The sequence below is a fragment of the Endozoicomonas arenosclerae genome (genome assembly GCF_001562015.1).
Lineage (GTDB): Bacteria > Pseudomonadota > Gammaproteobacteria > Pseudomonadales > Endozoicomonadaceae > Endozoicomonas_A > Endozoicomonas_A arenosclerae.
Genome location: NZ_LASA01000053.1, coordinates 20,313 through 46,746 on the forward strand (window position 1 = coordinate 20,313; position 26,434 = coordinate 46,746).

Here is a 26,434-nt window from a genome sequence, read left to right on the forward strand (position 1 = left end):
TTGAAAGGCGCGCATTATAAATTCCATTCATGACGATGATCCGAGCCCCTAAGCACCAACTGCTATATTAAATCTGATATTTTAAATAATGAGCCTTCATCAATGGTGCACCTGTCAGGTTTTTCTTTTCTCTTACTCGCCATCATTTCTTATAAGCTGGGCCGATGGATTACCTCCCGGGTTTACTTACTGCATCACTACCACATTCCTTCACCTGTAACTGGCGGTCTGCTGTTCAGTGTTCTATTTGCCCTGCTGGATACTCTCTTCGGTTTCAAGGTGGAATGGGATTTCAGCCTCAGAAATGACCTGCTGTTGATTTTCTTCTGTACCGTTGGCCTGAATGCTCGCTTTAGACTCCTGGTTTCCGGGGGTAAAACACTGGTTGTCCTGTTTTTTGTCATCTTCGGTTTTTTGATTCTGCAGAATTCAGTAGGGGTTCTGACGGCTATTACCATAGGAGACCAGCCCATACACGGGCTTCTGGCTGGCACCATATCCATGGCCGGAGGACACGGCACAGCCATCAGCTGGGGAGCCTTTCTGGAGTCACAAGGCTATCAACAGGCCACAGAGTTCGGATTGATGGCGGCCACTATGGGACTGATTATGGGAGGTCTGCTCGGTGGCCCTATCGCTCATACTCTGATTAAAAATAAAAACCTCTGCCCTTCCCAGGCGGATGTTAAAGGCTTTGCGATTCCAGAAAGTGTCGAGACCCGTCAGATCAAACTCTGCATGCAACAAATACTGAATGTCATTCTTTTGATCGCTTCCTGCATCATCCTCGGCAAATGGCTCAATACCTACCTGAGGGCAGAGGGTATTGTGATGCCTGATTATTTGCCGGTTCTTTTAATCGCCATTGTCTGCATCAATGTCTCAGACTTGGTGAACTACTCCTTCAACGAACAGTTCATCAACCTGTTTGGTGACATCTGCCTGGAAATGTTCATAACCATGAGTTTGATGTCCCTGAACCTTATACAGCTAGCACACAGTGCTCTGCCCGCTTTTATTATCGTCATGGTTCAGTCATTGGTGATTTGTGTTTTTGCCTATTGGATTATGTTTCGGGCAGCCGGGAAAGACTACGATGCCAGCCTTATTTCAGCCGGCTTTATTGGCCTTGGTCTGGGCGCAACACCAGTAGGACTGGCGAATGTCAGCGCTCTGGCTCATCGTTTTGGACCCTCACCCAAAGCTTATCTGATCGTTCCGCTACTCGGATCTGTTTTTACCGACACTTTGAATGCCGTCATTTTACAGGGCTTTCTCAGCCTCCCTATTTTTCAATAAATCCGCTCTACTGCATGACCTAATTGGTAATTCACACGACAGAAAACTGTCATATTCCTGTGGACAATATTCTGGTTATTGACCACAGGAATTCAGAAGAATATGACTACGCACACTCCTTCCACCAGGAGAGTTGTCTTTTCTGCGGTACTTTCACTGTCAGTTGCTTTGACAGGTTGTGCCACCCAGGATGAACAGGCAGGCTATGATCCCAACAAAACCTATTCCCTGACTGTACTGCACACCAACGATCATCATGGACGCTTCTGGCAGAATGAAGACGGTGAATGGGGGATGGCTGCACGCAAGACCCTGATTGATGACATCCGTGAAGAAGTAGAGAGCAAGGGCGGAGATGTCCTTCTGCTTTCCGGTGGTGATATCAACACAGGAGTACCTGAGTCAGACCTGCAGGATGCCGTACCGGACTTCTCCGGCATGAACATGATCGGTTATGACGCCATGGCCGTGGGCAACCATGAATTTGATAATTCCATTGAAACCCTGCGGATGCAGGAACAACTGGCTGACTTCCCATTCCTCTCTGCCAATATTTATGAAACAGAGTCCGATGAACGCCTGTTCAAGCCTTATAAAATCTTTCAGGTAAATGACCTGAAAGTAGCGGTACTGGGCCTGACCACTGACGATACCGCAAAAGTAGCTCTGGCAGATAATATTGAAGGGATTGAATTCCGCAGCCCGATTGAAGAAGCCGAAGAGCTGGTTCCTGAGCTCAAGGACAAAGCTGACATCATCATTGCCTCTACCCATATGGGCCACTACCAGAACGCCCGGCACGGTGCCAATGCGCCTGGTGATGTCACTCTGGCCAGGGAAGTTGATGACATTGATCTGATCGTAGGTGGGCATTCCCAAAACCCGTTATTCAAACCTGATCAGCAGAATGACACCTAGATTGTTCAGGCCTATGAATGGGGCAAATTTGTGGGTCGTGCAGACTTTGAGTTCAAGAATGGCGAACTGGATCTGGTGAATTACGAGCTGATTCCGGTCAACCACAAAGGTGACAAAGAGAAAATAGCCCAGGATCCTCAAATGCTGGCGCTTCTGGAACCTTTCCAATCGGCTGGAGCCAGTATGATCAATGAAAAGATTGGCCAGGTGGATGAACGTCTTGAAGGCGAGAGAAACGAAGTTCGCTTTCGCTATACCAACCTGGGTACCCTGATGGTTAAAGCCCAACAGGAAAAAGCCAGTGCCGATTTTGGTCTGATTAATTCTGGTGGCATTCGTGCCAGCATCCCGGCAGGAGAAATCACCTACAAGGATGTCCTGATTGTTCAACCTTTCGGAAATTCTCTGGCCTACGTTGAGCTGACAGGCAAGGAAGTTAAGGAATACCTTTCTGTGGTCGCCACCATGCCAACCAACAGCGGTGCCTTTGCCCATTTTGCAGGCATAGAAATGACCGTGAAAGGTGACAAGGTTTCAAATATCCGTATCCAGGGAGAACCTCTGAAAATGGATAAGACGTACCGTATGTCGTTTAATAACTTCTCAGCAGGTGGCGGCGACGGTTATCCAAAACTGGATAACCACCCAACTTATGTCGACACCGGCTATAAAGATGCCGACGTATTGAAAGAGTTCATCGAAAATAACAGTCCGATTAAGGCAGAAGCTTTCATACCTGAAGGCATTACCAGAATGTGATCTTTTCAAGGGAAAAGCTTTGCTTTTCCCTTCATTTCCCTCAAATTTTTCTACAAAAGACTTATCCACCCCATTATTTATTAATAAGACAATCAACTGAAAATTGGAACAAGCGCACAAAATTTCATATCATGGCCCGTGCTGATCCATCCATTAGAAGAAGTAAATGCCTCTGGCGTAAAAAAATTACCTGTCCCCTTTTATACGCACCTAGTTGGGCCGACAGTTTTTCGCACGCCAGTGCACTGGATTACCGGGACCAAGAATAACGATGAGCGAGCAAGCCATACCCGCCAAATACGCACGACTGCTGCTCAAGGTAGCGGCAGAAAACGGCCACAGAGTTGAACAGATCGTGGAAGAGATGGGGTTCTCTTTCAATCCAATGGATCTGTCCACTGACCAACAACTGGAACAGGACATCACGGCACAGGAATTCAGCCGACTCTACAGCCGGGTGTCAGAACTGCTAAAAGATGAATGCTTTGGCATCACTCGCACTAAGGTGCCCATGGGCACCTTCAGAATGTTCTGTTACAGCGTCATTCACAGCCCGACTTTACGTATAGCCCTGCAAAGAAGTGTGGACTTCTACGCTATGCTCTACGAAGCCAAGGGCTTGCCTATCAACAAAGAGAAACCCTATTACCTGTCAGAAGATGGCGAATACACAACGCTGGTTCACCGGACTTTCCGGGTAGAGCCCAGAAATGACATGGATCTGCAAAAACAACTGACCATTATCAACTATATGTCCATGTGGCACCGTTTCTGCTGTTGGCTGATCGGTACCTATATCCCGATCAAAGAGGTAAAAGTCACCGGTCCGGAAATTCTCAGCAATAGCGGCTACCGCTTCTATTTCGACTGCCCGATCCATTTTCAGCAGCAGGAAAATGCCTTTACCTTTAAAGCTCATTTTCTTGATGCGCCTCTGGTACACACAGAAGAGTCCCTGCATCAATTTCTGAAGACTGCGCCTCTGGAACTGTTCACTATCGTGAATGAAGACGAGAGCATTATTAAAAAGATTCGGTCGCTGATTGGCAGTAACTTTACTCGAAAGATCCCCAGCTTTGACGAAGTGGCAGAGATGCTCAATATCTCTTCCAGAACACTTCGCCGCAGGTTGGAAAAAGAAGGCACTTCTTACCAAAGAGTCAAAGACGATTGCCGAAGAGACGCGGCCATTGACTATTTGACGCGGTCAGACATGAGTATAAATTCAGTAGCCTCTATGATGGGCTTTGATGAACCCAGTGCTTTCCACCGCTCATTCAAAAAGTGGACAAGTATTACTCCAGGTGAATTCAGGAAGAGAAACTGCGTGAAGGAAGCAGAAGCTGTTGAGTGAGGGATAAAATCAAAAGGTTTTGAGGAAGAGCAGGAGCATCCAGCACAACCGGATGCTCCAATTAACTTAGGACTGGTCTGAAACTCTCAAAATCCGTTCGGGCTGAGCCTGTCAAAGCCCAATACCACTACCCTTCGACAAGCTCAGGGTGAACGGAATCCGTGTAAAAATCGGGAAGCTATTTCGAGGCAAATCCTTAGCGGGCAGCTCTGCGCATTCCCAGACCGAACATGGCCACAAGCTCACGCTGAACCTCGTTCACACCACCACCAAAGGTATTGATCTGGCATTTACGATACTCTTCTTCCAGTTCGCCCTGAATAATCGCAGCAGGACTATTACGCTTAACCAGGCCAGCCGGTCCTACAATATCCAGCAACAGGCGGTAAACATCAATGACACACTCGGTACTGTAAACCTTGATGCCGGAAGCAAAAGCCGGATTCAGCTCATTTCTTTCCAGCTCCCAAGCCATACGGGCATTTTTAACCTTCATGGCTTCCAGCAGAGTGTAAGCTTCTGCCAGGGCACTTTGTACCCAGGGTTCATCAATCACACGCTGACCGTTTGGCTGTTCCTCACGGGCCCAGTCCAGAACTTTCTGATAGTTACCAATGGCATTAATACCAATAGCCGCCAAGCCAACGCGCTCATGATTCAGCTGGGAAGTAATTAATTTCCAGCCACCGTTTAGCTCACCCACAATCATGGAAGCAGGCACACGAACATTTTCGTAGTAGGTCATGTTGGTTCGAACATCACCCACTGTGTAAATCGGTGCAACCGAGAATCCTGGCAGTTTGGTGTCTACCATAAACAGGGTAATGCCACCGTGCTTGGATTCTTTGTCTGTTCTGGCAGCCAGCCAGATGTAGTCAGCCCCTTCAGCACTACTAGTGAATACTTTGGTGCCGTTGATGATGTAGTCATCACCGTCTTTAATCGCGCTGGTACTCAGAGAAGCCAGGTCAGTACCGGCACCGGGCTCGGTGTAACCAATGGCAAAGTGCACTTCACCTTTAGCAATTTTGGGCAGGAATTCTTTTTTGTGTTCTTCTGAACCATGATCCATCAGAGCTGGACCTACGGTGTTCAAGGTCACGAACGGGATGGGAGCACCGGCCAGTTCAGCTTCTTCGAAAAAGATAAGCTGTTCACTGGTAGAACGGCCCTGGCCGCCGTATTCTTTCGGCCAGCCCAGCGCCAGCCAGCCGTCTTCGCCCATCTGACGAATAACGCTCATATAGGTGTCGCCACTCTCATTTCCGTGGCAGGCTTCCTTGACTTCAGGCGTGATCAGTTTGGAGAAATACTCGCGCAGTTCGCGACGAAGCTCTTTCTGTTCAGCAGTGTTTTCAATATACATGATCGTGTCCTTCACCAGGCTTTAAATGCCACATGGCTGGAGCCGGATTATTCTTCTTTTCACATCAGCAAAATTACACCCCAGCCACGGCTTCTCCAATAGCAAAAGCGGACAAGACGAACTCACAAATTCTACAAACAGATGAATCTGTGCTAATTTCTGGCTGAGTTGTTCAAGAAAACAACTTCTCCTCTTTAGTCTCTATTCCTTAGCGATTTGTCATTTCTTTCTCCTTTACAGGAGGCTCCAATGAAACACCTTCCACGATTCTTTTTCTTCATACTTCTGACTGCAGGGTTTTCACAGGTCGTCCTTTCTGACGACAATACAGCGGAACAGCCTACGATCGTTCAAGCTGCCTCTTTGGTGACGACCAGCTATTCCTGTCAGGACATCTACACGGGAAAAAACTATGTGGTCAGCTTTTTAAACATGGAAGGTGCTTCAACGCCGGAGCTTGCCTCAAAGGCACTGCAAGAACGGCATTACATAGAGGGCTCAAAATGCCAATCTACAGCAGACCTTGCCAAGCAGGCTAACCAGTCGGGAGAAACTGTTGATCTCAGTGACGCCAATATCGTAAATAAAGTCGGTATCAAGCTTCAGAAAATGGAAGCTGCAGCTGAGACTGGCGGGCTTACACAGGCAGGTTACTCTCGAAGTGAAGCGCTCGGACGTGACGTCTATGTCTCTGAAATAGAAGCTGACATGGGGAATGCTTCAGCCAAGCTCAAGTCCGCACAGGTGCTTGTCTGGACATTGGCTCTCAGCGCTGCCGGGCTAGCCTTCTTTGGGACTTCTCTGATACCTGCCGTCATTACGATCACCGTTGCGGCGGGCACTGGTCTTCTGGTTATGGCTCTAGACTCGCATTTTGGCGCAACAAAAGCCTTTGCAATGGCCGGACTGAAACTGGGTCATGACTACCTTCTGCAACCAGTCTATAGCCGTGCCTGGTCATATCTAGTAAAACCAGGGCTCTACTATGGTCTCTCAGGCATATTCTGGGTATTGCATTGGTTCGCCCCTGAGGGGATTCAAACTGTTCAGGATTTCATTCTTCCCAAACTGGCACCTGCTGCAAAAGTGGTTGCCAAAGTAAATTAACACATAATGAAAAACGGCGTACCTGCTTCCAGATACGCCGTTTTTTACGTCGTTAACGAATTAACGTACGCCAATCTTACGCAGATTGGACGGTGTGAAGTAAGACACCTGTTTTGGATCCTGGTTCACAATAGGCTGAACAGGTTCTTTGTTGAACAGATCAGCCGCCAGGTACTCACGGGATACCAGATCATAGTAAAGTACTGAACGACGCTCAATGCCTGGCATATCATACATATTGATCGTATTTACCAGCGTTGTGCGCCACAGCACGTCACGGTTATCGTACTGGTCCACCTGCATCACCATCCAGCTGTCTTCATCCAGGAAGAACTCACGTGTTTTGTAAACGTGACGCTCACCGTCCTTCAGCTCAGCACGTACAACCCATACACGGTGCAGCTCATAGCGCATGTAGTCCGGGTTGGCATGACCTTTAGGCAGCAGTTCTTTGTAGTCGACGTCCTTATTTTCAAACATGTAGTTGTTGTAAGGAACATACATTTCCTTCTTGCCAACCAGAGACCAGTTGTACTTGTCAGGAGAACCGTTGTAGCCGTAAGAACCATCGGTGGTTCTCAGCTTGCCCAGACCCTGCGGTGTATCGTAGGAAACGGTAGGCGCACGACGTACACGACGAACTCCTGGTGTATAGGACCAGGCAGCACGAGGCTGATCTTTTGGATTGATGTACTCATGCACCAGAGCCGCCTTACCTTTCTCACGGGTAGGCGCCAGTGTCTGAACAGTCTGGTACAGACGAGGCAGTTTTTGCTCCTGGAATGCATTCAGAGTCATCGCTGGATCATAGTAAGGAGACAGACGAGTAGTCGTTTGTCTACCGGTTCTCTGTGAACCATTACGATAAACCACTACATCTGTTGCCGTAGCTTCCCAGTAGTGCGAACCACTCTTGAGCAGCATATTCCAGATGGCTTCCACACCACTCTGAGGAATCGGGAAGGGAGGTCCACCAAAGGCATTGATCACACCATCACCGCCGTCTACTACCTCAGCACGGGTAGCATTGGCAATCACATTTTTCTCGGCAAATTCAGAGAAACGGCCATCCCGGTGAGAAGGATAGATGTTCATCTTGAACGTTTCAGGGTAAAGCTTGAACATTTCAAGTGAACCCGGAGCCAACTTGTCCTTATATTGAGCCACATTCTCAGCAGTAATAGTGAATAATGGCTTATCATCGGCATAAGGATCCACGTAGCGATTGCCTGTACCTTTAAAAGCTTCAGGAATCTTGAAATCCGGGTTCCAGGCAGGAATAGTGCCTTCCTTGTTGCCTGCCCATTCAGCCCCCATGGGGGTCAGGGTTTTACCCAGCTTAGCAGCCTCTTCAGGCGAAACTTTGGCCTGGGCTGTAGCCGCTATCAGAGCAAGGCTCGTCAGACTGGCAGTGAGAAGGGATTTTGTTTTTATCATAATTATCTGTCCTTAACGACTGGCTCAGAAGCTGTACTTCGCATTGAACGAGACATAATCACGATCTGTGATCGCGTTATCCTCGTAATCACCAAAGAAAGCGGAATAGTTGAAGGCAAATTCCAGCCCACCCTGATAAATAAACTTGGCGCCTATGCTGGCACGGTCAGAATTGTTACCGGTTGAGGTAAAGTTTCCTGCTTTGGAATGACCTTTGATGTTATGACGGAAGCTGATAGGCACTTCCATGTCCACACCGGGTAAAACGCTGTTGTAACTTAATGTCATCAGGGCTGCAATGCCTGCACCTTCAGACTCTTCGCCTGGTTTTACTTTTGCGCCAACCAGCCTGTTGTATCCAGCTTCACCACTGAGAATCAGATCATCAGAGAAAGGTGTCACACCCAGGGAATGTGTAAACGAGACTTGTGCCTGAATCGTATCATCCCGAGCATCAAGATCGTTTGTGTTAAGAGCAACTGCGCCTTTACGATAGGCAATTTCAGCCCCCACATTGGTTTCACCAATCAAAGTACCCGCACTGGCTCCAATCAGCTTCACATTCTCCAGATAATCCAGATAGTAGGCTGTAGGGACAACTGATCCTGCTCTTGGATTAAAGACAAAATCCGTCATAACCAATGCAGGTGCTTTATCATGATAATTCAGATAATAGAGACCAAACTCAGTGCCACTTCCGACATTTTCTGCATAATAATTCAGGGCAACACCCCATTGACCACTGTCGCCAGGATCATTGTCCTGCTTTCTTCCCAGAGGGGATAAATCCTTGCCCGCTTCATCCAGCAAATCATTGGTACTGAAATAGCTTCCTGCTTCATTCAATTCAGTTTTCGACCACTCCCACTGGGAATAAGCAGCCAATGCCAAGTTATCTGTCAGATCAATCTGAGCAAAAACCTGCCCTACCGGGAGCAGAATATCTTTGACTTCTATTCCAGGAATATTGGACTTGGTACCATCAGCAGGACTCATTGAGCTACTGATACCGGAGATAAACAGGCTCTCCCCCCAGCTAACAACCTGACGGCCTACTCGTACGTTCAGATTTCTGTCCAGAACATCGAAATTGCCATAAACGAAGGCGTCTAAAAGACGAGCATCCTTTGCATGTGCATCCTGCGTTTTATCACTAAAACCTGGATTTCCGAGCACATCATTATCGGTCTCTCCGAAATAAGCATCATCGTAGAAAGCACTGCCACGAATGAAGGCTCCATAATCTCGATACTGCACGCTGACTTCTGACAGAATCGATGCCCTGTTAGTAATCATGGCATTCTTATCAAAATTCAGATTACCGGTATTCTGACCTGCATCTTTATCCGGGCTTTCAGCTCTCCAGGCCGCAGAATAGGTAAGAGTATTATCCCAATCCACCATAACTTCCCCAAACTCATAGGAAAGAGCATGGGTATTCGGGGACATGGATGACACAGCAGAGGCGACGGCAATCGTCAGCAGGGACTTGGGCACACCGACAGAACGGGCAAGGCGTGCGTCTTGAGTAGTGTGCGTTTTTCTTATTTTATACTTCATTACAACATCCTTGAGCGTAAGCCTGTCGGCAGGGGACAACCGCTCTTTTGAACAGCATTACAACCAACGTCAACGGCGAATAGTTTTTTATTATTCTGACACCCTGAAAATACCCACTATCCCTGATGCGCTCAATGACAAAATTGGCCAAAACAACAGAACACTTTTTGACACAGCGCAAAAAAGGGGCGTCCTGCGCCCCTTATGGTTACTACTATGACTGATTAGCTATGAAGCTCAGCGAACACCAAGCTTGCGAAGAGTACCCGGCTTGAAATACGCAACATCCTTGACGTCGGTATTCAATGGCTGCTGCGAGTCAATGTAGTTACTAAGGGTATCCACCAGGTACTCTCGGGACAGCAGATCATGGTACATGGACGTTCTTCTCTTCACCCCAGGCAAGTCAAACATATTGATAGAGTTCAGCATGGTCACACGCCAGAGCACATCACGACCATCGAATAGATCAACAACAGAAGGCACCCAACTGTCTTCATCAACATAAAGCACACGCTTCTTGAAGACATTGCGCTCATCTTCTTTCAGTGAGGCTTCAACCTTCCAGACCCGGTGCAACTCATACCTCATCAGATCAGGATTCACATGACCCGCTGTAAGCAGTTGATCCATAGGCTGATCAGCATTTTCAAACTTGTAGGAGTTATACGGAATATAGAGTTCCGTTTTACCTATCAGTTTCCAGTCATACTTATCGGTAGCACCATTGAAACCATAGGAACTGTCGACAGGGTTAAAATTACCCAATCCCTGTGGAGAATCATAAGCTACTGTGGGAGCCCTCCTTACACGACGAACACCTGGCGTATAGGACCATGCCGAACGCGGGTTAACAGACTGGTCTACAGGCTCGTGTACCAGAATGGATTTTCCCTTATCACGGGATGGTAGAAAACGCTCTACGATCTGATAGAGTCGAGGCGCTTTACTGGCCTGAAACTCTTCAATGCTGCTCTTGGTGTCAAAATAGGGTGCTCTGCTGGTCACTTTTCTCTTTCCAACCAAATGAGAACCGTTTCGATAGACCACAACAGTATTGGTTGTAAGGACATCAAAAAATGCCGACCCCCCCTGATTCAGATTCCAGGCTACCTGCTCACCATTGGCAGGTATAGGGAATGGAGCACCACCAAAAGCATTTCTGACGCCATTACCACCATCAGCAAGGGTCGCTCTGGTAGCGTTCAGCATGGTATTTTTCTGAACAAAGTCTGAATAGCCACCGTCTCTGTGTGAGGGATAGACATGCATTTTAAAAGTTTCCGGATAGGTCTCAAACAGTTTGACCTGCCCCGGTGAAAGCTTGTCCTTATGCTCCTGCACATTGGCTGCAGTGATGGTAAAGAGCGGCTTCTCATCCGCATAAGGATCCGGATATTCAGAACCGCTGCCCTTATAACTTGCAGGTGGCTTGAAGTCAGGATTCCAGGCTGGAATAGTCCCCTCGGCATTGCCCGCTCTTGTGGCACCAACAGGAGTTAACTCCTTGCCCAGCTTCGCGGCTTCCTCAGGTGGGACTTTTGCAGATAGACCCGTTGCAGTGATTAATGCTCCTACAATACTACCGGCCAGAAGAGATTTTTTTATTATCATTTTTTCTTTCCTTGGCTTTTCATGCGCTATAGGCACTTGAACCGCAACACATCGCCTCCCTCTCAGACACAAGAGGAGTAGGACGGATGGTTTTCTCCGACTGCGGCATTCGGTAAAGCAGAGACGATCACGGTACTGAGCGATTCAGACTCAGACAGATTCCTGAAATTTTCAGGAGGAGGCAAGGCTTCCGTGATTGTACGTTTATTGCCTTTGACGGTGATGGCAGCCCCATCAGATAGATAGAATGGCTGATCCCGTTCACAATTCTTTATTGTTATTATTATTTTCATAAGCCTCGAGTGGCATGACTGGAAATTGTCGAACACCCTCAATAACAGCTTTCACGTACAATTTCTAAGACAGAGACTGTTAAATTAAATACTCCATTTCACATACGTTTTAATCAAAAACTATCTTCTAGCAGTAACCTCCTCAATATCATTTCCGGCCATTTCTTAATAACATTTAACACCCAATTTAAAACAACAGGATTGAGTTTAAATAAACCCAATCCTGCAGATTAATTAACGAACGCCTAACTTACGTAAAGTACTTGGAGTAAAGTAACTCACATCTTTAATGTCAGTATTGATCGGCTTGTTTTTACTCTGGTTATAAACCTCACCTGCCATGTACTCTCTGGAAATCAGATCCTGATAAATAGAAGTACGTCTGGCAATGCCCGGCATGTCATAACGGTTGATAGAGTTCACGAAGGTCACACGCCAGAGATTGTCACGGCCATCATACATATCGACAACCGCAGGAATCCAGCCATCTTCCTCTACGTGAAGTACTCTCTTCTTGAAGACATTCCGTTCATCATCTTTAAGGTTGGCTTCCACCACCCAGACTCGATGCAGTTCATAACGCATGTATTCAGGGTTAGGGTGACCAGCAGGGAACATCTCTTCAAATTCAAGTGAAGAATCTTCAAATTTATAAGCATTATAGGGAATATAAAGCTCTTTCTTGCCCAACAATTTCCACTCGTATTTATCGGTTGCACCGTTAAAGCCAAATGAACTGTCTACAGGTACAAAGTTACCCAGCCCCTGAGGGGAGTCATAATTGACCGTAGGAGCTCGCCTTACACGCCGCACTCCCGGAGTATAGGACCAGGCAGCACGAGCCATCGCACTCTGATCCAAGGGTTCATGAACAACAATGGCCTTACCCTTGTCACGAGTTGGCGCATGCCTCTGTACCAATTGATAGAGCTTTGGATAATTCTTGGTCTGAAACTCTTCCATATTACTGTTGGGATCAAAATAAGGAGCCAGACGTGTTGTCGTTGCTGACCCCACCAAGTGCGTACCATCTCGATAGACTACGATATTACTTGCTGTTTCACTGTAGAAATAGGGTGTGCCGGCCTGGTTGGCATTCCAGATTATCTGCTCACCCGTTGTTGGTATGGGGAAAGGTGCTCCACCGAAAGAGTTTACAACACCATTACCTCCCGCCGCCATTGTCGCACGGGTGGCGTTTAGCATAGTGTTCTTTTCAATAAAGTCAGAATACTTACCATCCCTGTGGGAGGGGTAAATATGCATCTTGAACGTTTCAGGATAGGTCGCAAACATTTTGATCGTACCTGGGGACAGCTTGTCCTTATACTGATCAACATTTTTAGCAGTAATGGTAAACAGTGGCTTTTCACCCTCGTAAGGATCAACATAAACACTGCCACTGCCTTTATAGTTAGCAGGCACTTTGAAATCCGGATTCCAGGCAGGAATGGTTCCGTCGGCATTACCGACTCTTTCCGCACCGACCGGTGTTAATTCCTTGCCGAGTTTAGCGGCTTCTTCCGGGGAAACTTTGGCATAAACCGACATTGCGGTCATGGAGGCTAACAAACTAACAACGGGGGCTGCCAATAGTGTGTTTTTTATTTTTATTTTCATAGTCATTGTATCGTTTCAGTCAGAGATTCAATGCTTTGGCAAACAGTGCGTTATCACAGCTTATACAAAAATAACCCGCTTTTTCCTGAGTGATCTTTAGGGGGCATTGACAATTAATCATGGGCTCAGTACTGCCGTAAAGGGGTCAGGTACAAGAAAGACTTTCGCTGGTGTAGTTTCTCTACATCAAGAAAGCTCTGACGCAGTAGATGGCCCCTTTACGGAGTACCCGGAGGGCTCTTTCAGGAGCATCCATTGCAGCGTTCCAACAGATTGAAAGATGTTGAATATTCCTGCACTGTTGCGCCTTGCACTGAACGCTCCTGAAAAGAGCTGAGCTCCATGATTAATTGTCAACGCCCCCTATTAACGATCACTGCATTCTGTCTGATCCTCGTTTTGTTAAATGGGGCCGATGAATGCCCCTGTTCAAATTAACGTACACCCAGTTTTCTAAGTGTACCCGGCTTAAAGTAAGAGACCTGTTTTGCATTTTCATTAACAGGCTTCTGCTTTTCCCTGTTGTAGACTTCACTCGCCAGATATTCTCTGGAAATCAGGTCAAAATAGAACATGGTTCTTCTTTGGACACCGGGTAAGTCATACATATTGATGGCATTTTGCAAACTGGTGCGCCAGAGTGTTCCGCGATTATCATATTGATCGACAAGTACTGGCAGCCAGGTGTCTTCATCTATAAAGAACTGACGCTTTTTATAAACATTCCGTTCACCCTTTTTCAGGTTGGCTTCCAATACCAGAACACGATGCAGTTCATAACGCATGTACTCTGGATTAGGATGCCCCTTTGGCAACAGTTCTTTGAACTCAACACCTTCCTGTTCAAACTTGTAACTGTTGTAAGGAATATACATCTCTTTCTTGCCTACAAGCGTCCAGTCATACTTGTCGACATTACCGTTAAAGCCATAGGAGCTGTCAGTAGTACGGATCTTGCCAAGCCCCTGTGGTGTGTCATAAGAGACGGTGGGAGCACGGCGCACCCGGCGAACACCCGGCGTGTAAGACCAGGCCGCCCGGGGACTTTCATCCCGATCCAGGAACTCATGAACCAGAGTACTTTTCCCTTTGTCACGAGTGGGTGCATGGGTGAGGTTTATCTGCAAAAGTCGAGGCATTTCCTGCTCTTCGTAACTTTCCAGATCCAGCTCAGGATTGAAATAGGGTGTCAGCCTGACAATGGTATTTCGACCCAATAGTTGTCGACCATTGCGATAAACCATCACATCATGAGTAGTCGACTCACGATAAAGAGGCCCCGCAGCAACCGTCATATTCCAGACCACCTCCAAACCATTTTGAGGAATGGGGAAGGGACTGCCACCAAAAGCGTGTTTGATACCATTGCCACTGTTTATTAGTTCCGCACGAGTGGCGTTCAACCGAGTATTTTTAATAATAAAGTCAGAATAACCACCATCCCGGTGAGAAGGGTAGATATGCATTTTGAATGACCTGGGATACATTTTGAACATCGCCGCCATACCGGGTGACAATTTGTCCATATGCTCCCGATAATTTTCTTTGGTCAGGGTAAGAATCGGCTTCTCATCCTTATAAGGATCAGGGTAGCGATCGCCGGGTGTATAACCTTCAGGTGGTTTAAAGTCAGGATTCCAGGCGGGAATAGTGCCAGCCTCATTTCCTGCTCTAATGGCCCCCATGGGCGTTAATTCGGAATCCAGCCTTTTGGCTTCTTCGGGTGAAACTTTGGCGTTGGCACCCAGGGCGAATGCTGCGAAACCCAATACAGCCAACTTAGAAACAGACAGAATGTTTTTTCTTATTATCATAATCACTCTACTCCTTGTACTGAAAACACAGCCCACTGCTTATCAGACAGGCTGCATTCTCATACTCAGGCCCAGTTCAGGACCCGCTCACTCAAACGTCGTATCAGAACAGATACTTAACATTCAGAGCGACATAATCCCTGTCGGTTACCGCATTATCTTTGGCACTGCCAAAGAAGGCGTTATAAGAGAGGCCAGCTTCCCATTGATCCTGATAGAACACATTAGCGCCAATACTCATACGGTCAGTATTGTTTGCTGTACGGGTAAAGGTGCCTGCAGCAGAGTGGCCATCAATGTTATGACGGAAACTGATGGGAATTTCCAGATTTGTCGCTGGAAGGACGTTGTTGTACTTCAGGGTGAATCTTGCGGCAATACCCGAGCCATATTTCTTGGTTCTTTCTCCAGTAAACGCGTCAATAGCTAAATCATCTTCTTTAACACCCTGGACCCTGTTATAACCAATCTCACCGGCAAACAAAAAATCGTCCGCTAAACGAGTCACACCAAATGAATGAATCATTGATAGTTGTGCCTGAATGGTATTCTTTCTTGCCAAGCCCGTCGCCAAACGAACTGGCGTGCCTTTGCGATAAGAAATTTCACCACCCACATTAGTATCACCAATGAGTGTTCCAAAGCTGGCACCGATGAGCTTGGTGTTTTCCATATACTCGATATGATAATTAGTTAATGCTGCAACATTTGGTATCTGAGCAGAATTATTAATCAAGCCTGGCACAGCCGCATTCGCCCCTTGAAGAAGCGGATTAGCAGCTATAGATGCTGCAGAGTATGGCTGATACAACCCTGAAGTAACAATTTGTACGGGGTTTTTTTCATGATAGTTAATATAATAAAGTCCTAGCTCTGTACCATTACCAAGGTTTTCAGCAAAGTAATTAAAAGCTACACCCCACTGACCATGATCATCAGCCTCGACATCCTTCCCTCTTCTTATACCAACATGATTATCAAAAGGTGTCGTGCTAACTGCATTCTTTACAATTGCTGGCAATGGAACTTGAGGATTAAAAATAATATTTTGACGTAAACCCGCTTCAATCAGAGCAGCTTGCTCTGGAGGAATTAAATTCTCACCACCTTCATCAAGGATATCTGAAATGCTGAAATAGCTCCCAACAGCATTTATCTCCGTCTTTTGCCATTCCCACTGATAGAATGCAGCAACGTTAAAATTATCTGTCAAATCAAGCTGAGCAAAAACCTGACCAGTCGGAAGCAGGATATCTTTAACCTCTACACCCGCTACATTCGACTTTGTCGCATCCGCTGGATTCAAACCATTATTAATACCGCCACTAATGAAGAGTCCTTCCCCCCAATTGACCACCTGACGACCTACACGCAGATTCAGATTACGCTCACCCAGCTCGAAGTTCCCATAGACGAAAGCATCCAGCAAGCGAGCCTTTCTGCCATGTGCATCCTGAGTTTCTTTTGTGAACTCATTGTATGCTACTGAGCTGTTGTTTGAAGTTAGCGGACTATCATTATCATTCTTTCCAAAATATGCACCATCATAGAAAGCACTGCCACGAACAAATGCCCCCAAGTTCTGATAGCGAATATCTACTTCACTTAAAACCGAAATTCGATTATTGATCATGGAACCTTTGTCAAAGTTTCGATTTCCATCATCACCCGCTACATTTGCCAGCAAATCATCATTAGCATCACTCATCCGCCAGGCAGCGGTATAGTTTAGAGAAGTATCCCAATCAATTGAGACTTCATCAGTAGGTTGGAAAGAAAGCGACCAGGCAGGGGCAGACATACTGGCTACCACGGTGGCGATAGCCACTGGAAGCAGTTTGATGCGGTTGTTGCTTGTGTGAGAAACAGCGTCCTGCTTAACAGTCTTTATTGTTTTATTTTTCATAAGAGGCCCCGAAGAGGAGGCTGAGATGCTTGCAGAAAACTCCTTTACTGCTTTATGACGCATGCTCTACTACCAGCCTTGTGTGTTATTTTTCTTATATGTTGGCTGGAGATAACACTATTCGGAGTGCCTAGATTGGACAATAACAATACTGGCCATTTGTTTTTACATATTCTACCTAAAAGCTAAATAGCGAATTCTTATAATTGAATCACTGCTTCCCGAAACCCTCACTTCTTGAATTTTAAGGCATTATTGCCTCATTAAACCGCTCTCATCAACAGTAACAACAAGAACAGCCCTGTGACGCCATCTTGTTAACAAGCTTATGATTTTCCAAAACTTTTTAAATTTATCCTGACGATCAAGCCGGTTTTTCCCGATAGGCTGATACCGGCATCGTGTCTTTCGCAGATCGCTTTGACCAGACTAAGCCCCAATCCATTGCCCTGGGTTCCCCGATACTGCTCGAGACGATAGAAACGCTTGAAGACACTTTCTCTTTCATGAAAGGGAATACCGGCCCCAGTATCGGTAATCTCTATAGAAGACTCTTCAGAAGAAAAGCTAACGGTTATTCTTCCTCCCTAGGGTGTGTACTTGATGGCATTATCAAGAAGGTTGGTTATTGCCTGACTCCATAATGCTGGATCACCCTCCTGCCAGACTGATAACTCTGACAGCTGCATATCGAATGCAATGTTCTTTTCTTCTATAGAAGGCCTGTAGAGTTCTTCAATGTTAGTCAGCACTTCCTTCATATCGAACTTCACGAGGCTCTGTGCCGCAGCACCACTTTCCAGCCTGGATATTCTCAACAACGACTGAAGTAAGCGCTCTAACCTGTCGACCTCACCAATAACATGCTCAATGTTCTCAGGCTGCTTTTCACGACTGATCTGAATCAGCTCCAGCTGACTTCTGATACGGGTGATAGGCGTTCTCAGATCATGGGCAACATTATCGGTCACCTGTTGCACTTCATGAAACAGACCGTGAATACGATCCAGCATCGCATTTATGTTCTGGGCGAGAAGATCAAAATCATCCCCTGCCCCGGTATAAGGAATCCTTCGGGACAGTTTTCCTGCTGTAATCTCCAGACAGGCATCGTTAATACTTTTTATCTGGGCAAATGTCCTTCGTGAAGCCAGTACACTGATGAGCAAGGACAGGAAAAAGATCAGAATCAATCCAATAATCAGGGCATTGAGTAATGCATGGACTACATCATTGATCAAGCCGACATTCTGAGTCACCCTCAGATGACCCCCATTGCCGAGAATAAACTCGCGACTGAATTCATCCCCCTTCAGGAATTCCTCATTGAGCATCTCTTCGGACAACTCTTCACCCTCCGGAATAAAGAACTCATAGTCCATTTCCGGATCCATCTCGGAGTCATACTCAATCAGTCGCTTTAACTCTTTAGGCGGCATTTCAGCCGATACGTCCTCATAAAATGTGGCCATACCTTCGAGATCCATATCGACCTCATTCCAGATAGAAGACAACAGCAATTTATAGAGCACAAAAAGCAATAGACTGAAGGCTCCCCAGGATAATAAAAAGTTTCTGAATAGCTTTCTATTAAGCCTCAATGGCATACCCCGCTCCACGAACTGTTCTTATCAACTTCACTTCATAACCCTGATCGACTTTCTGACGTAATCGGCTGATGTGCACATCCACGACATTGGTTTGCGGATCAAAGTGTATATCCCAGACATGCTCCAATCGTCTTCTATGATCAGGACATTCAAAATCTGGACCATCCATTTTTATAGTTTTTATCAGGAAAGGCCCTGATCAAAAATTCTTTTGAAAAAGGCTCACTCATCATGGCAACAGATTATTCAACAACCATGTCCATCACTATAAGCAATTTATTCATGACAGATGATTACCCAATGCTCATGTTCAGGAAACCCTCCGGTAACCCCAATCCCTCTAAAGTTTTCATCACTGACAAAACAAAAATGGACTACCACGATGGAACAACTTATCTGGAGCACTTCAATGATCATGGCTATGATGGTCGCCCTGATCTTTAATCCTGACAGAGCGACAGCCTACGAAACCATCCAGGAGGAACCTCTGATGGCATACACAGCTGAGATGAATGAAGAATATTGCAGCGGGTGTGATCTTTTTCATAACCCCGCACAAAATCTTTATTCACTGATTCGACTGAAAGACAATCTGAATTTAACCAAAGACCAGATAACCCAGCTGGAGAAACTGGCAAAAATGATTGATGGAACCCTGCTTGAATTTGAGGAGAATGCGCTTTTGAGTGAAGCCCCTCAACCTTTGAGCAAATGGCTGGAGAGAGAAATACTGTTACAGGAAAGAAGCCTGAGACTGTCCAGAAAAGTTCTGCATCAGTTGGAAACATTTACCCAGTCACTGAGCAAGGAAACCCGTAACAAGATTGATAAGGATTTGTCTCAAAATAACTTCCCGGTTTACATAGGATTCCGTTCACCCTGAGCTTGTCGAAGGGTCGTGGCATTGGGCTTCGACAGGCTCAGCCCGAACGGGTTTGAGAAGGGTTCCACAAGGAAATTATTTCAGGACTATTCCTAAGCTGGGTCTGGAGTTATAAATAGTTAGAGAAGGTATAAACATCTTGACTATACCTTCTATTCAGAAGCATTGATCAAACTGACATGATACCTGGAAAAGATACTATCAACACTGAGCAACTCGAGCCCCTCAAGCTGTGACTGAGCAATCAGCAAACGATCAAATGGATCTTTATGAATAAGCGGTAACTGACCCGATAACTCAGCATGAAAAGTCGTTATGAACAAGGGCAAGAAACCTTCCGTTTCAATGATCTCAGCCATATGATCGGGGGCATCCAGCTTTCCAAGCTGCTTCTTTATGGCTACTTCAAGAGTAGAAGCTGAACTGACATAAACATCATTCTCAGGATTCTGTATAAGGTGCCGACTCCTTACTCCCAGCTTTGGGCTTTCCATTAGCCACCATAGAAAAACATGCGTATCGAGCAGAAGGCGCCTATTACTCATGCATTCCCTTCAAATGCATCAATCACATCATCAGGAGTATCATCAAAATCATCCGACATTCTGATCTTCCCCTTATAATTTCCTGGCTTTCTGGGTTTACGCTCCTTGTATGGAATAAGCTCCAGATAAGGTTTACCCGCCCGCGAAATAATAACTCGCTCGCCTTTCCATGCAGCCTCTCCCAACTGTGAAAGACGAGACTTTGCTTCATGCATATTAATCGTCTGATTTTGATGTTCAGGAAGGGTAGCCATGACACTCTCCTCTTGATGCTTAGCTAAGCATAGCTAAGAGGAGGGCATCAGGCAAAACGGAAGGGATAAAGTTATTCAACAATGGCAGGATGAGCCTGTACAGGAGGTCCTAACATATCGCGGTAGCTGGGCTTTTTATTTCCATCCACATCCACAATGCCGTATTCATCGGCCTGTTCAGCAACAACGAGCACTTTGCCACTCAGAGACATCCTTTCAGAATCATCATGGATAGCGTTTACAACCATACCGGTCAGCTGAGGGCTCTCGGCAACCGGCATAAAGTCTTTGTACTGTTCCGGATTTTCTTCCCAGACCTTTTCGGTACGTTCTGTTCTCAACGGTCCCATCCAGAGAGAAACAGTCGTGACATTGTGATCACGGAGATCAACGCCCATATCCTTGGCGAACTTATCCACTCCTACTTTCTGGGCACCGTATGCCGGACCGTGCATATAACAACTACTGCCAAAGGATGAGGTAAAGGCGATCACGCCACTTTTCTGCTCCACCATCATCTGAGCTGCATAGTAGCTGACGATATAGGCAGAACGCAGACCTACATCAAGAATGTTCACCAGATCCAGGGACTTGGTCCAGAAGCCGCCAGGTTGAATCAGCTGATCATGAATATTGGTGGCATTGTTGACCACGATATCCAGACGACCAAAATCCTTCTTGATGGTATCGAACAACGCTCGTACATCATTATCGTTAGAATGATCAACAGCGACCGCTACACCACGCCCACCGGCTTCATCAATTTCTTTTGCTGTCTGATAAATAGTACCCGGCAGGGGCGCTGCGCCTTCCTGTTTTGTACGACCTGTCACTATCACGGCCGCACCGCTTTTGGCCAGAGCCAGTGCAATCCCTTTACCAGCCCCCCGGCTGGCACCTGTCACCAGACAAATTTTCTCAGTGGTCATATTATCCCTTCTCTTTTTTTATGCTCATGGCTGCATTTTCGCTCATGGCTGCATTTTCGCTCATGGCTACTTATTATTGTGAATATGATTCGACAGTCAAACCCACTTATTTGATCATTTGCAAACTTACACCTTGTGCAGTAGAGCCAGGCATAAACTCATAGTTAAATCGATACTGACACCACTGATTTTGTCTGTATCAGGCGCGGCTCAATAATGATTTTGCCTGAGTCCGGACTGCTTTCTATATCTCGGTCACAAAGTCTCATAGCCATCCCCGGATTTATCCTGGGTTCATCATACAAAACCAGGGCAATAATCCAGTACATTGCTAATCTTTTAAGAGAGCTAACTGATGGATCAGACAATGGCAATAGAATCTCTGAGCAAGGCACTCTACACGCTTCATACAAAACTGGCAGAAGCATTGAACAGACTGGTGTCCTACTTTCTTAACCGCAAGGTTGAAGTAATGAGAGACGTGGATATCCAAACCCCCAGGGGCGGCCCTGCCAGCCCGGTATCCGACACAACAATAAACAGTCGCAAAAGCCAGAAAAGAACCGAGATCTCGCCCAAAGTTCCCAGACCGGTAGTAGAGCAAGACCAACGAGAACGACCGCTGCTCGACGGTTATTCGCCGGGAGGTGAAGGATTTCAGAAAGCCATGACCCAGGCAAAAATACCAGACTCTTCCGTGATGGATAATGACACACTGGCTGAGCCTCTGGACATTAGCCCAAATCCGATGATAACAGACCATCTGAAACAGCAGGACAAACAGTATGACGAACTTTCTAACGCTACCAGGAGCGCAGCCAAATCCAAACTTTCTACCAAACAGAAACGTAACGAGCTGATACCTCATGATAAGACCCTGAGCCCTCAACTGGCCTCCCTTGACTGGCTGCATGCGAACCAAAAAACGGTAAGGGTCGCCCTTGAAAGCCAGCTGCCCACGATGGCAGAACAGTCCAGCCGTACTCGAAACCAGTACAAAGGTAACTCCCGACACTTAGTAGAGACAGCACATGCTTACTGTGCTAATGGGGATCTGCAAGGATTCATGAACTATGTCAGGAATCTTTCGGATAACCTGATCACGCCTTTCAGCGCTGAAATTATGGCAGAAATTGAGATACGGCTTTTTCAGACAGACCTGATCGAAATGCTGAAGATACAAAAACAGAATAACCCCGAGCAAAGTGACAACTACCAGTCACTGATCAATGCAACCCAAGCCGGAGACTGGAATACCCTGGCAACCACCATGCGCTTCAATAAAGCACTGACTATCCCCACGATCTGTTTCAGAAGGCTGGAAAAAGTCATTCCTGGGTTTGAAGCCAAAGAAATGCCGGAAGTCGCCCCCCCCTCTTTCTCGGTCACTTTACAACCCGCTCTTTATCGACCACCTGAAGAGCAGTTTGCCGCACTGGAAAACAATGCTCTTGCACCGGTCACCCTGCAGGATATTGCAGCAAAGGTTGTTCAACCTGGGGCAAGTGCCTTGGGAGCAGATGGCAAAACGGCTTTTGAAAAACTTAAGTTAAGCCTTGAGAGTGAAGACTTTAACAGTGTCGCCGAAAGCATTTGTTACCTGATAGACGATCAAAACTACTCCGTCGTAGACAAATACACCTACAAAGCCATCCGATACCGGGAGCTCAAAGAAAGACTTCAAGACGAACTTTATCGGCTGGCAGCAACAGAACCATCGTATGAAATAAAAGCAGCTCTGAATGCGTCTATTGAGCACATCAAAAGCGACCGGTTGCGACACCTGAGCCAACTGGACTCGGACTTTCACAAAAAGTACGGAAAAAGCGTATTCTCCCCTTATTTTCTGGATCAGATTAAAAGCTATAACCGGCTGGCAATTCAGTAACCTCACCCAAACATCGGGAAATTGACTCAAACAGCCATTAGCCGGAAATGCCGCTCACCCCAGAATAAGAAAATGACTACAGTACCTGATAGAGCTGTATTTTCAGAATAAAGAGGCTTCCCCTGATCAGGGGAAGGACTTCAGATAAAAAGCAACGCGGTCTTTAATAACCTCTTTAAAAACCACTCAATGTCGCATATCGATCGTAATGGAAGCGCTCATCACCCAGCAGAATTTGTGAGAGTCTTGCACGCTTCAGGAACAAACCAATATCCAGCTCGTCCGTTACACCAATACCACCATGGAGCTGTACGGCTTCGTTACTAACCAGCTCAGCTACTTCAGAAATTTTGGCCTTGGCGCCACTGATCAGTGCAGGCGCATTATCATCCTGGGACTCCAGAGCATTCAGCGCATCCATCAGAATGGTCTTGCACACCTGAACCTCGGTGTACATATGAGCCGCTCTGTGTTGCAGCGCCTGGAATGTACCAATCAGAACACCAAACTGTTTTCTTTCCTTGAAGTACTCAACAGTGCGCTCAGAAGCTTCCTGAATACCGCCAAACATTTCTGCAGCAAGGCAGATACGAGCTACATCCAGAGCTTTATCCAGAGGAGCAAAACCCTGACCTTCTTCTCCCAGCAAAGCATCCTGCGCCACGATCACGTCGCTGAATTCGACACGGGCATAATTGCGACTGTCAGTCAGTGTCGTCCGCTGAACTTCAACGCCTTGAGCTTTAGGATCAACCAGGAACAGACTGATTCCGTCTTGTTCACCTGCCTGCTCTGAAGTTCTGGCAACAACCAGCAGCAGATCGGCCACATGACCATCCATTACCAGCGTTTTCTTACCGTTCAGCTTGTACCCATCAGCAACTTTTTCAGCCGACAAGGCCACTCCCTGAGGGTTATGTCTGGAGCTTTCTTCCAAAGCGACAGACACCAGCTTCTCGCCCATGGCAATGGCAGGCAACCATTGATTTTTCTGCGCTTCGTTGCCCGCTTCCAGAATCAGTGATCCGGACAGAGCCACAGAAGACAACAGAGGAGAAACCGTCAATGTACGGCCAAACTCTTCCATGCAGCCAGCCAGACCTTTGACACCGAAGTCAAAACCGCCATAGGCTTCCGGAAAAATTACGCCACCAAAACCAAGCTCAACCATTTGGGCCCAGTGCTCTTTGGAATACCCCTGTTCATCCTGAGAATCCCGCAGCTTTCGCAGAGCTTCTACCGGTGTATTGTCATTGGCAAAATCTCTGGCGGTATCTTTCAGAGAGCGTTGCTCTTCATTAAAGGCTAAAGACATGACTTACTTCTCCGGCAGGCCAAGGGCACGCTTGGCAATGATATTGAGCTGAATTTCCGAAGTACCTCCGGCAATACTGTGGGTTTTGGCCCCCATCCAGTCCTTGGTCATCTGGATTTCATTTTCGGTATAGCCTTCTCCCCAGCCAAGGCTGTACTCACCGGCCATCTTGACCATCAGTTCGTACTTACTCTTCTCTTCTTCCGTGCCTACGTACTTGAAGATCATGGCTACTCTTGGATCACCCACACCCTGCATGTATTCATCAATCATGCGCTGCTGGGACATTTCAAGACCACGACGCTGGACTTCATGTCTGGCAATGGCCTGACGGAAGACTTCATCGGTCACGCGACCTTCGTCGTCTCCAAGAAACTTCTGACCAATACTGCGTGGGGATTGACCGGAGTTTACCGCCGTAGATTCCATGTCTGACATCATGTCGCGTTCAAACTCCAGAACACGCTTGGCCACAGTCCAGCCTTTATTCTCTTCACCCAGAGCATTCTTTTTCGGTACACGGACATTGTCGAAGAAAGTCTGGCAGAAGTGTGTCTCACCTGTGATCAACTCAATCGGTTTGGCTTCAACACCTTCACTGGCCATATCAAACAGCAGAAAAGTAATACCATTATGTTTAGGCGCATCGCTGTCTGTTCTTACCAGACAGTAAATCCAGTCAGAATGGTCGGCATAGGAAGTCCAGATTTTGGAACCGTTGATGACGTACTCATCGCCATCAGACTCAGCCTTACATTGCAAACCGGCAAGGTCAGAACCGGCACCTGGCTCTGAATACCCTTGGCACCAGCGGATTTCACCCCGGGCAATTTTCGGCAGATGTTCACGCTTCTGCTCTTCAGTACCAAACTCCAGAATGGCAGGACCCGCCATCCAGATCCCCAGGTTCACCTGAGGTGGCCGACAATTCAGGCGAGCCATTTCCTGTTGAAAGATTCTTGTCTGCTTCTGATCAAAACCGGCACCACCGTATTCTTTCGGCCAGTCCGGTACACAGTAGCCTTTTTCAACACAACGCTCGAACCAGACGCGAGCATCTTCGGAAGGAAACTGGATATTTCGACCGCCCCAAACCTGCTCTTCCGGCTTGGCCTTGGTTCGCATCGATTCGGGACAATTTTCTTCCAGCCAGGTTCTAATCTCCTGGCGAAATGCTTTGGAATCAGACATTCATGAATTCTCTTGATTTACTTCTTCTTTTTGTTCAGCCAGTGCAGTCACCTGCTGGTAACCTTCACTCTCAATACTCAGGGTTAAAAAAGCAGCGTCCGCTTGCACCAGAACCTTATCGCCCTGCTTCAGCTCTGCTTTCATAAAAGACTTTCTGCCCTCACGCCGAATCACGCGGGCTTCGTAATGCAACTCTGTATAAAGTGGCGTCGGGCGCAGATATCGGATATCCAAACCAATGGTCATGCTGGGCTTTCCGGCTGCGTGCTCAATCACACCAAACAACTCATCAAACAGAGCAGCAACGAAGCCACCATGAACCAGCCCCGGACCACCTTCAAACGCCTTACTGTATTTAACGACAGCGGTTGCTACACCCTGTTCTGGATCACTGAAATAAGTAACATCCGGCGAAAGTGCATTACACCGACCACTGACCGGCGTATATAAACTGCGGAGACTCTGATATTCGGACTTAACCAGATAATCAGCGACCTCTTCTTTATGAGGCACAAGACATCTATCGGGAAAATGCTCGAGTGATTCAGCTAATTCGGCCAGCTGTGCTCGAGTCTGGGACAAAGTGGTATCGGGAATGTCGGAACTGACCAGGAGGCCATTGATTCGTTTGAGCAGGGCAACCACTTCCTGCTTGTGCATTTCACCATCGGTAGGTAAAGGTGTCTTGGCCATGAAGTGGATTCCTTATCAGCTCCCAAGCCTCGCAAAGTCACCTGTGAGCTACATCATCACTCACAGGAACTTTACGGGC

At 46.8% G+C, this 26,434-nt stretch carries 24 protein-coding genes; 8 read left to right on the forward strand and 16 right to left on the reverse strand.

What is annotated here, in order from left to right; genetic code table 11:
- Positions 1 to 102 precede the first annotated feature (102 nt).
- The 4 genes from gltS to WG89_RS04765 all read left to right on the forward strand — a co-directional run bounded on the left by gltS (position 103) and on the right by WG89_RS04765 (position 4,330).
- The gene (gene gltS / locus WG89_RS04755; RefSeq protein ID WP_062262068.1) at positions 103 to 1,299 is read left to right on the forward strand and encodes a sodium/glutamate symporter; all 1,197 of its coding nucleotides are present in this window, start codon (positions 103 to 105) and stop codon (positions 1,297 to 1,299) included.
- A gap of 102 nt (positions 1,300 to 1,401) precedes the next feature.
- Positions 1,402 to 2,217, forward strand: a complete 816-nt coding sequence (locus tag WG89_RS31975) for a metallophosphoesterase (RefSeq protein ID WP_245662876.1) — start codon at positions 1,402 to 1,404, stop codon at positions 2,215 to 2,217.
- A gap of 30 nt (positions 2,218 to 2,247) precedes the next feature.
- Positions 2,248 to 2,976, forward strand: coding sequence for a 5'-nucleotidase C-terminal domain-containing protein (locus WG89_RS31980; RefSeq protein WP_245662877.1), 729 nt, complete (start codon positions 2,248 to 2,250; stop codon positions 2,974 to 2,976).
- A 271-nt stretch (positions 2,977 to 3,247) separates the two neighbouring features.
- On the forward strand, positions 3,248 to 4,330 hold the full coding sequence (locus WG89_RS04765) for an AraC family transcriptional regulator (protein WP_062262071.1): 1,083 nt from the start codon (positions 3,248 to 3,250) through the stop codon (positions 4,328 to 4,330).
- A 196-nt stretch (positions 4,331 to 4,526) separates the two neighbouring features.
- On the opposite strand, the gene WG89_RS04770 is transcribed toward WG89_RS04765, so the two are convergent.
- A complete protein-coding gene (locus tag WG89_RS04770) occupies positions 4,527 to 5,696 on the reverse strand; it encodes an acyl-CoA dehydrogenase family protein (protein WP_062262074.1) in 1,170 nt (389 codons plus the stop codon).
- A gap of 249 nt (positions 5,697 to 5,945) precedes the next feature.
- Between WG89_RS04770 and WG89_RS04775 the strand changes: the two genes are divergently transcribed.
- Positions 5,946 to 6,803: a hypothetical protein gene (locus WG89_RS04775; protein ID WP_062262077.1), complete on the forward strand. Its 858-nt coding sequence runs from the start codon at positions 5,946 to 5,948 to the stop codon at positions 6,801 to 6,803.
- Positions 6,804 to 6,863: 60 nt separating this feature from the next.
- Here WG89_RS04775 and WG89_RS04780 read toward each other — a convergent pair whose 3' ends face one another.
- The 9 genes from WG89_RS04780 to WG89_RS04815 form a co-directional block, all read right to left on the reverse strand.
- Positions 6,864 to 8,240, reverse strand: coding sequence for a DUF1329 domain-containing protein (locus WG89_RS04780; RefSeq protein ID WP_062262079.1), 1,377 nt, complete (start codon positions 8,238 to 8,240; stop codon positions 6,864 to 6,866).
- Between the two features lie 24 nt (positions 8,241 to 8,264).
- Entirely contained in the window at positions 8,265 to 9,800 is a 1,536-nt protein-coding gene (locus WG89_RS04785; protein WP_062262082.1) for a DUF1302 domain-containing protein, read from the reverse strand.
- A 237-nt stretch (positions 9,801 to 10,037) separates the two neighbouring features.
- Entirely contained in the window at positions 10,038 to 11,414 is a 1,377-nt protein-coding gene (locus WG89_RS04790) for a DUF1329 domain-containing protein (protein WP_062262084.1), read from the reverse strand.
- A 527-nt stretch (positions 11,415 to 11,941) separates the two neighbouring features.
- Entirely contained in the window at positions 11,942 to 13,333 is a 1,392-nt protein-coding gene (locus WG89_RS04795; protein ID WP_062262087.1) for a DUF1329 domain-containing protein, read from the reverse strand.
- Positions 13,334 to 13,761: 428 nt separating this feature from the next.
- Positions 13,762 to 15,141 carry a DUF1329 domain-containing protein gene (locus tag WG89_RS04800; RefSeq protein ID WP_062262089.1) on the reverse strand — a complete coding sequence of 460 codons (1,380 nt, stop codon included), beginning with the start codon at positions 15,139 to 15,141 and terminating at the stop codon, positions 13,762 to 13,764.
- 103 nt (positions 15,142 to 15,244) lie between these two features.
- The gene (locus tag WG89_RS04805; protein ID WP_062262092.1) at positions 15,245 to 17,110 is read right to left on the reverse strand and encodes a DUF1302 domain-containing protein; all 1,866 of its coding nucleotides are present in this window, start codon (positions 17,108 to 17,110) and stop codon (positions 15,245 to 15,247) included.
- Between the two features lie 263 nt (positions 17,111 to 17,373).
- Entirely contained in the window at positions 17,374 to 17,625 is a 252-nt protein-coding gene (locus WG89_RS32865) for an ATP-binding protein (protein ID WP_079253659.1), read from the reverse strand.
- A gap of 9 nt (positions 17,626 to 17,634) precedes the next feature.
- Positions 17,635 to 18,654, reverse strand: a complete 1,020-nt coding sequence (locus WG89_RS04810; RefSeq protein ID WP_079253660.1) for a sensor histidine kinase — start codon at positions 18,652 to 18,654, stop codon at positions 17,635 to 17,637.
- Positions 18,638 to 18,826 (reverse strand): winged helix-turn-helix domain-containing protein, encoded by a 189-nt coding sequence (locus tag WG89_RS04815; RefSeq protein WP_062262098.1) that lies wholly within the window; start codon positions 18,824 to 18,826, stop codon positions 18,638 to 18,640. Before WG89_RS04815 ends, WG89_RS04810 begins: the two co-directional genes overlap by 17 nt.
- A gap of 62 nt (positions 18,827 to 18,888) precedes the next feature.
- On the opposite strand from WG89_RS04815, the gene WG89_RS31075 reads away from it, so the two are divergent.
- Together WG89_RS31075 and WG89_RS04825 are read left to right on the forward strand one after the other, a co-directional pair.
- Complete coding sequence (locus WG89_RS31075; protein WP_062262100.1) at positions 18,889 to 19,101, forward strand: hypothetical protein; 213 nt, start codon at positions 18,889 to 18,891, stop codon at positions 19,099 to 19,101.
- Positions 19,067 to 19,540, forward strand: coding sequence for a hypothetical protein (locus tag WG89_RS04825; RefSeq protein WP_062262103.1), 474 nt, complete (start codon positions 19,067 to 19,069; stop codon positions 19,538 to 19,540). Before WG89_RS31075 ends, WG89_RS04825 begins: the two co-directional genes overlap by 35 nt.
- A gap of 152 nt (positions 19,541 to 19,692) precedes the next feature.
- Here WG89_RS04825 and WG89_RS04830 read toward each other — a convergent pair whose 3' ends face one another.
- From WG89_RS04830 to WG89_RS04840, 3 genes are all read right to left on the reverse strand, one after another.
- Positions 19,693 to 20,085, reverse strand: coding sequence for a type II toxin-antitoxin system VapC family toxin (locus WG89_RS04830; protein ID WP_062262106.1), 393 nt, complete (start codon positions 20,083 to 20,085; stop codon positions 19,693 to 19,695).
- The gene (locus tag WG89_RS04835) at positions 20,082 to 20,339 is read right to left on the reverse strand and encodes a type II toxin-antitoxin system Phd/YefM family antitoxin (protein WP_062262109.1); all 258 of its coding nucleotides are present in this window, start codon (positions 20,337 to 20,339) and stop codon (positions 20,082 to 20,084) included. The genes WG89_RS04830 and WG89_RS04835 overlap by 4 nt, the downstream gene beginning before the upstream one ends.
- A gap of 71 nt (positions 20,340 to 20,410) precedes the next feature.
- The gene (locus WG89_RS04840) at positions 20,411 to 21,268 is read right to left on the reverse strand and encodes an SDR family NAD(P)-dependent oxidoreductase (RefSeq protein ID WP_062262112.1); all 858 of its coding nucleotides are present in this window, start codon (positions 21,266 to 21,268) and stop codon (positions 20,411 to 20,413) included.
- A 367-nt stretch (positions 21,269 to 21,635) separates the two neighbouring features.
- On the opposite strand from WG89_RS04840, the gene WG89_RS04845 reads away from it, so the two are divergent.
- Positions 21,636 to 23,156: a hypothetical protein gene (locus WG89_RS04845; RefSeq protein ID WP_172806715.1), complete on the forward strand. Its 1,521-nt coding sequence runs from the start codon at positions 21,636 to 21,638 to the stop codon at positions 23,154 to 23,156.
- 175 nt (positions 23,157 to 23,331) lie between these two features.
- On the opposite strand, the gene WG89_RS04850 is transcribed toward WG89_RS04845, so the two are convergent.
- The 3 genes from WG89_RS04850 to WG89_RS04860 are packed head-to-tail and all read right to left on the reverse strand — an operon-like array spanning position 23,332 to position 26,355.
- On the reverse strand, positions 23,332 to 24,471 hold the full coding sequence (locus tag WG89_RS04850) for an acyl-CoA dehydrogenase family protein (RefSeq protein WP_062262119.1): 1,140 nt from the start codon (positions 24,469 to 24,471) through the stop codon (positions 23,332 to 23,334).
- Between the two features lie 3 nt (positions 24,472 to 24,474).
- A complete protein-coding gene (locus WG89_RS04855) occupies positions 24,475 to 25,662 on the reverse strand; it encodes an acyl-CoA dehydrogenase family protein (protein WP_062262123.1) in 1,188 nt (395 codons plus the stop codon).
- The gene (locus WG89_RS04860) at positions 25,663 to 26,355 is read right to left on the reverse strand and encodes a PaaI family thioesterase (protein WP_062262126.1); all 693 of its coding nucleotides are present in this window, start codon (positions 26,353 to 26,355) and stop codon (positions 25,663 to 25,665) included.
- Between the last annotated feature and the right edge of the window lie 79 nt (positions 26,356 to 26,434).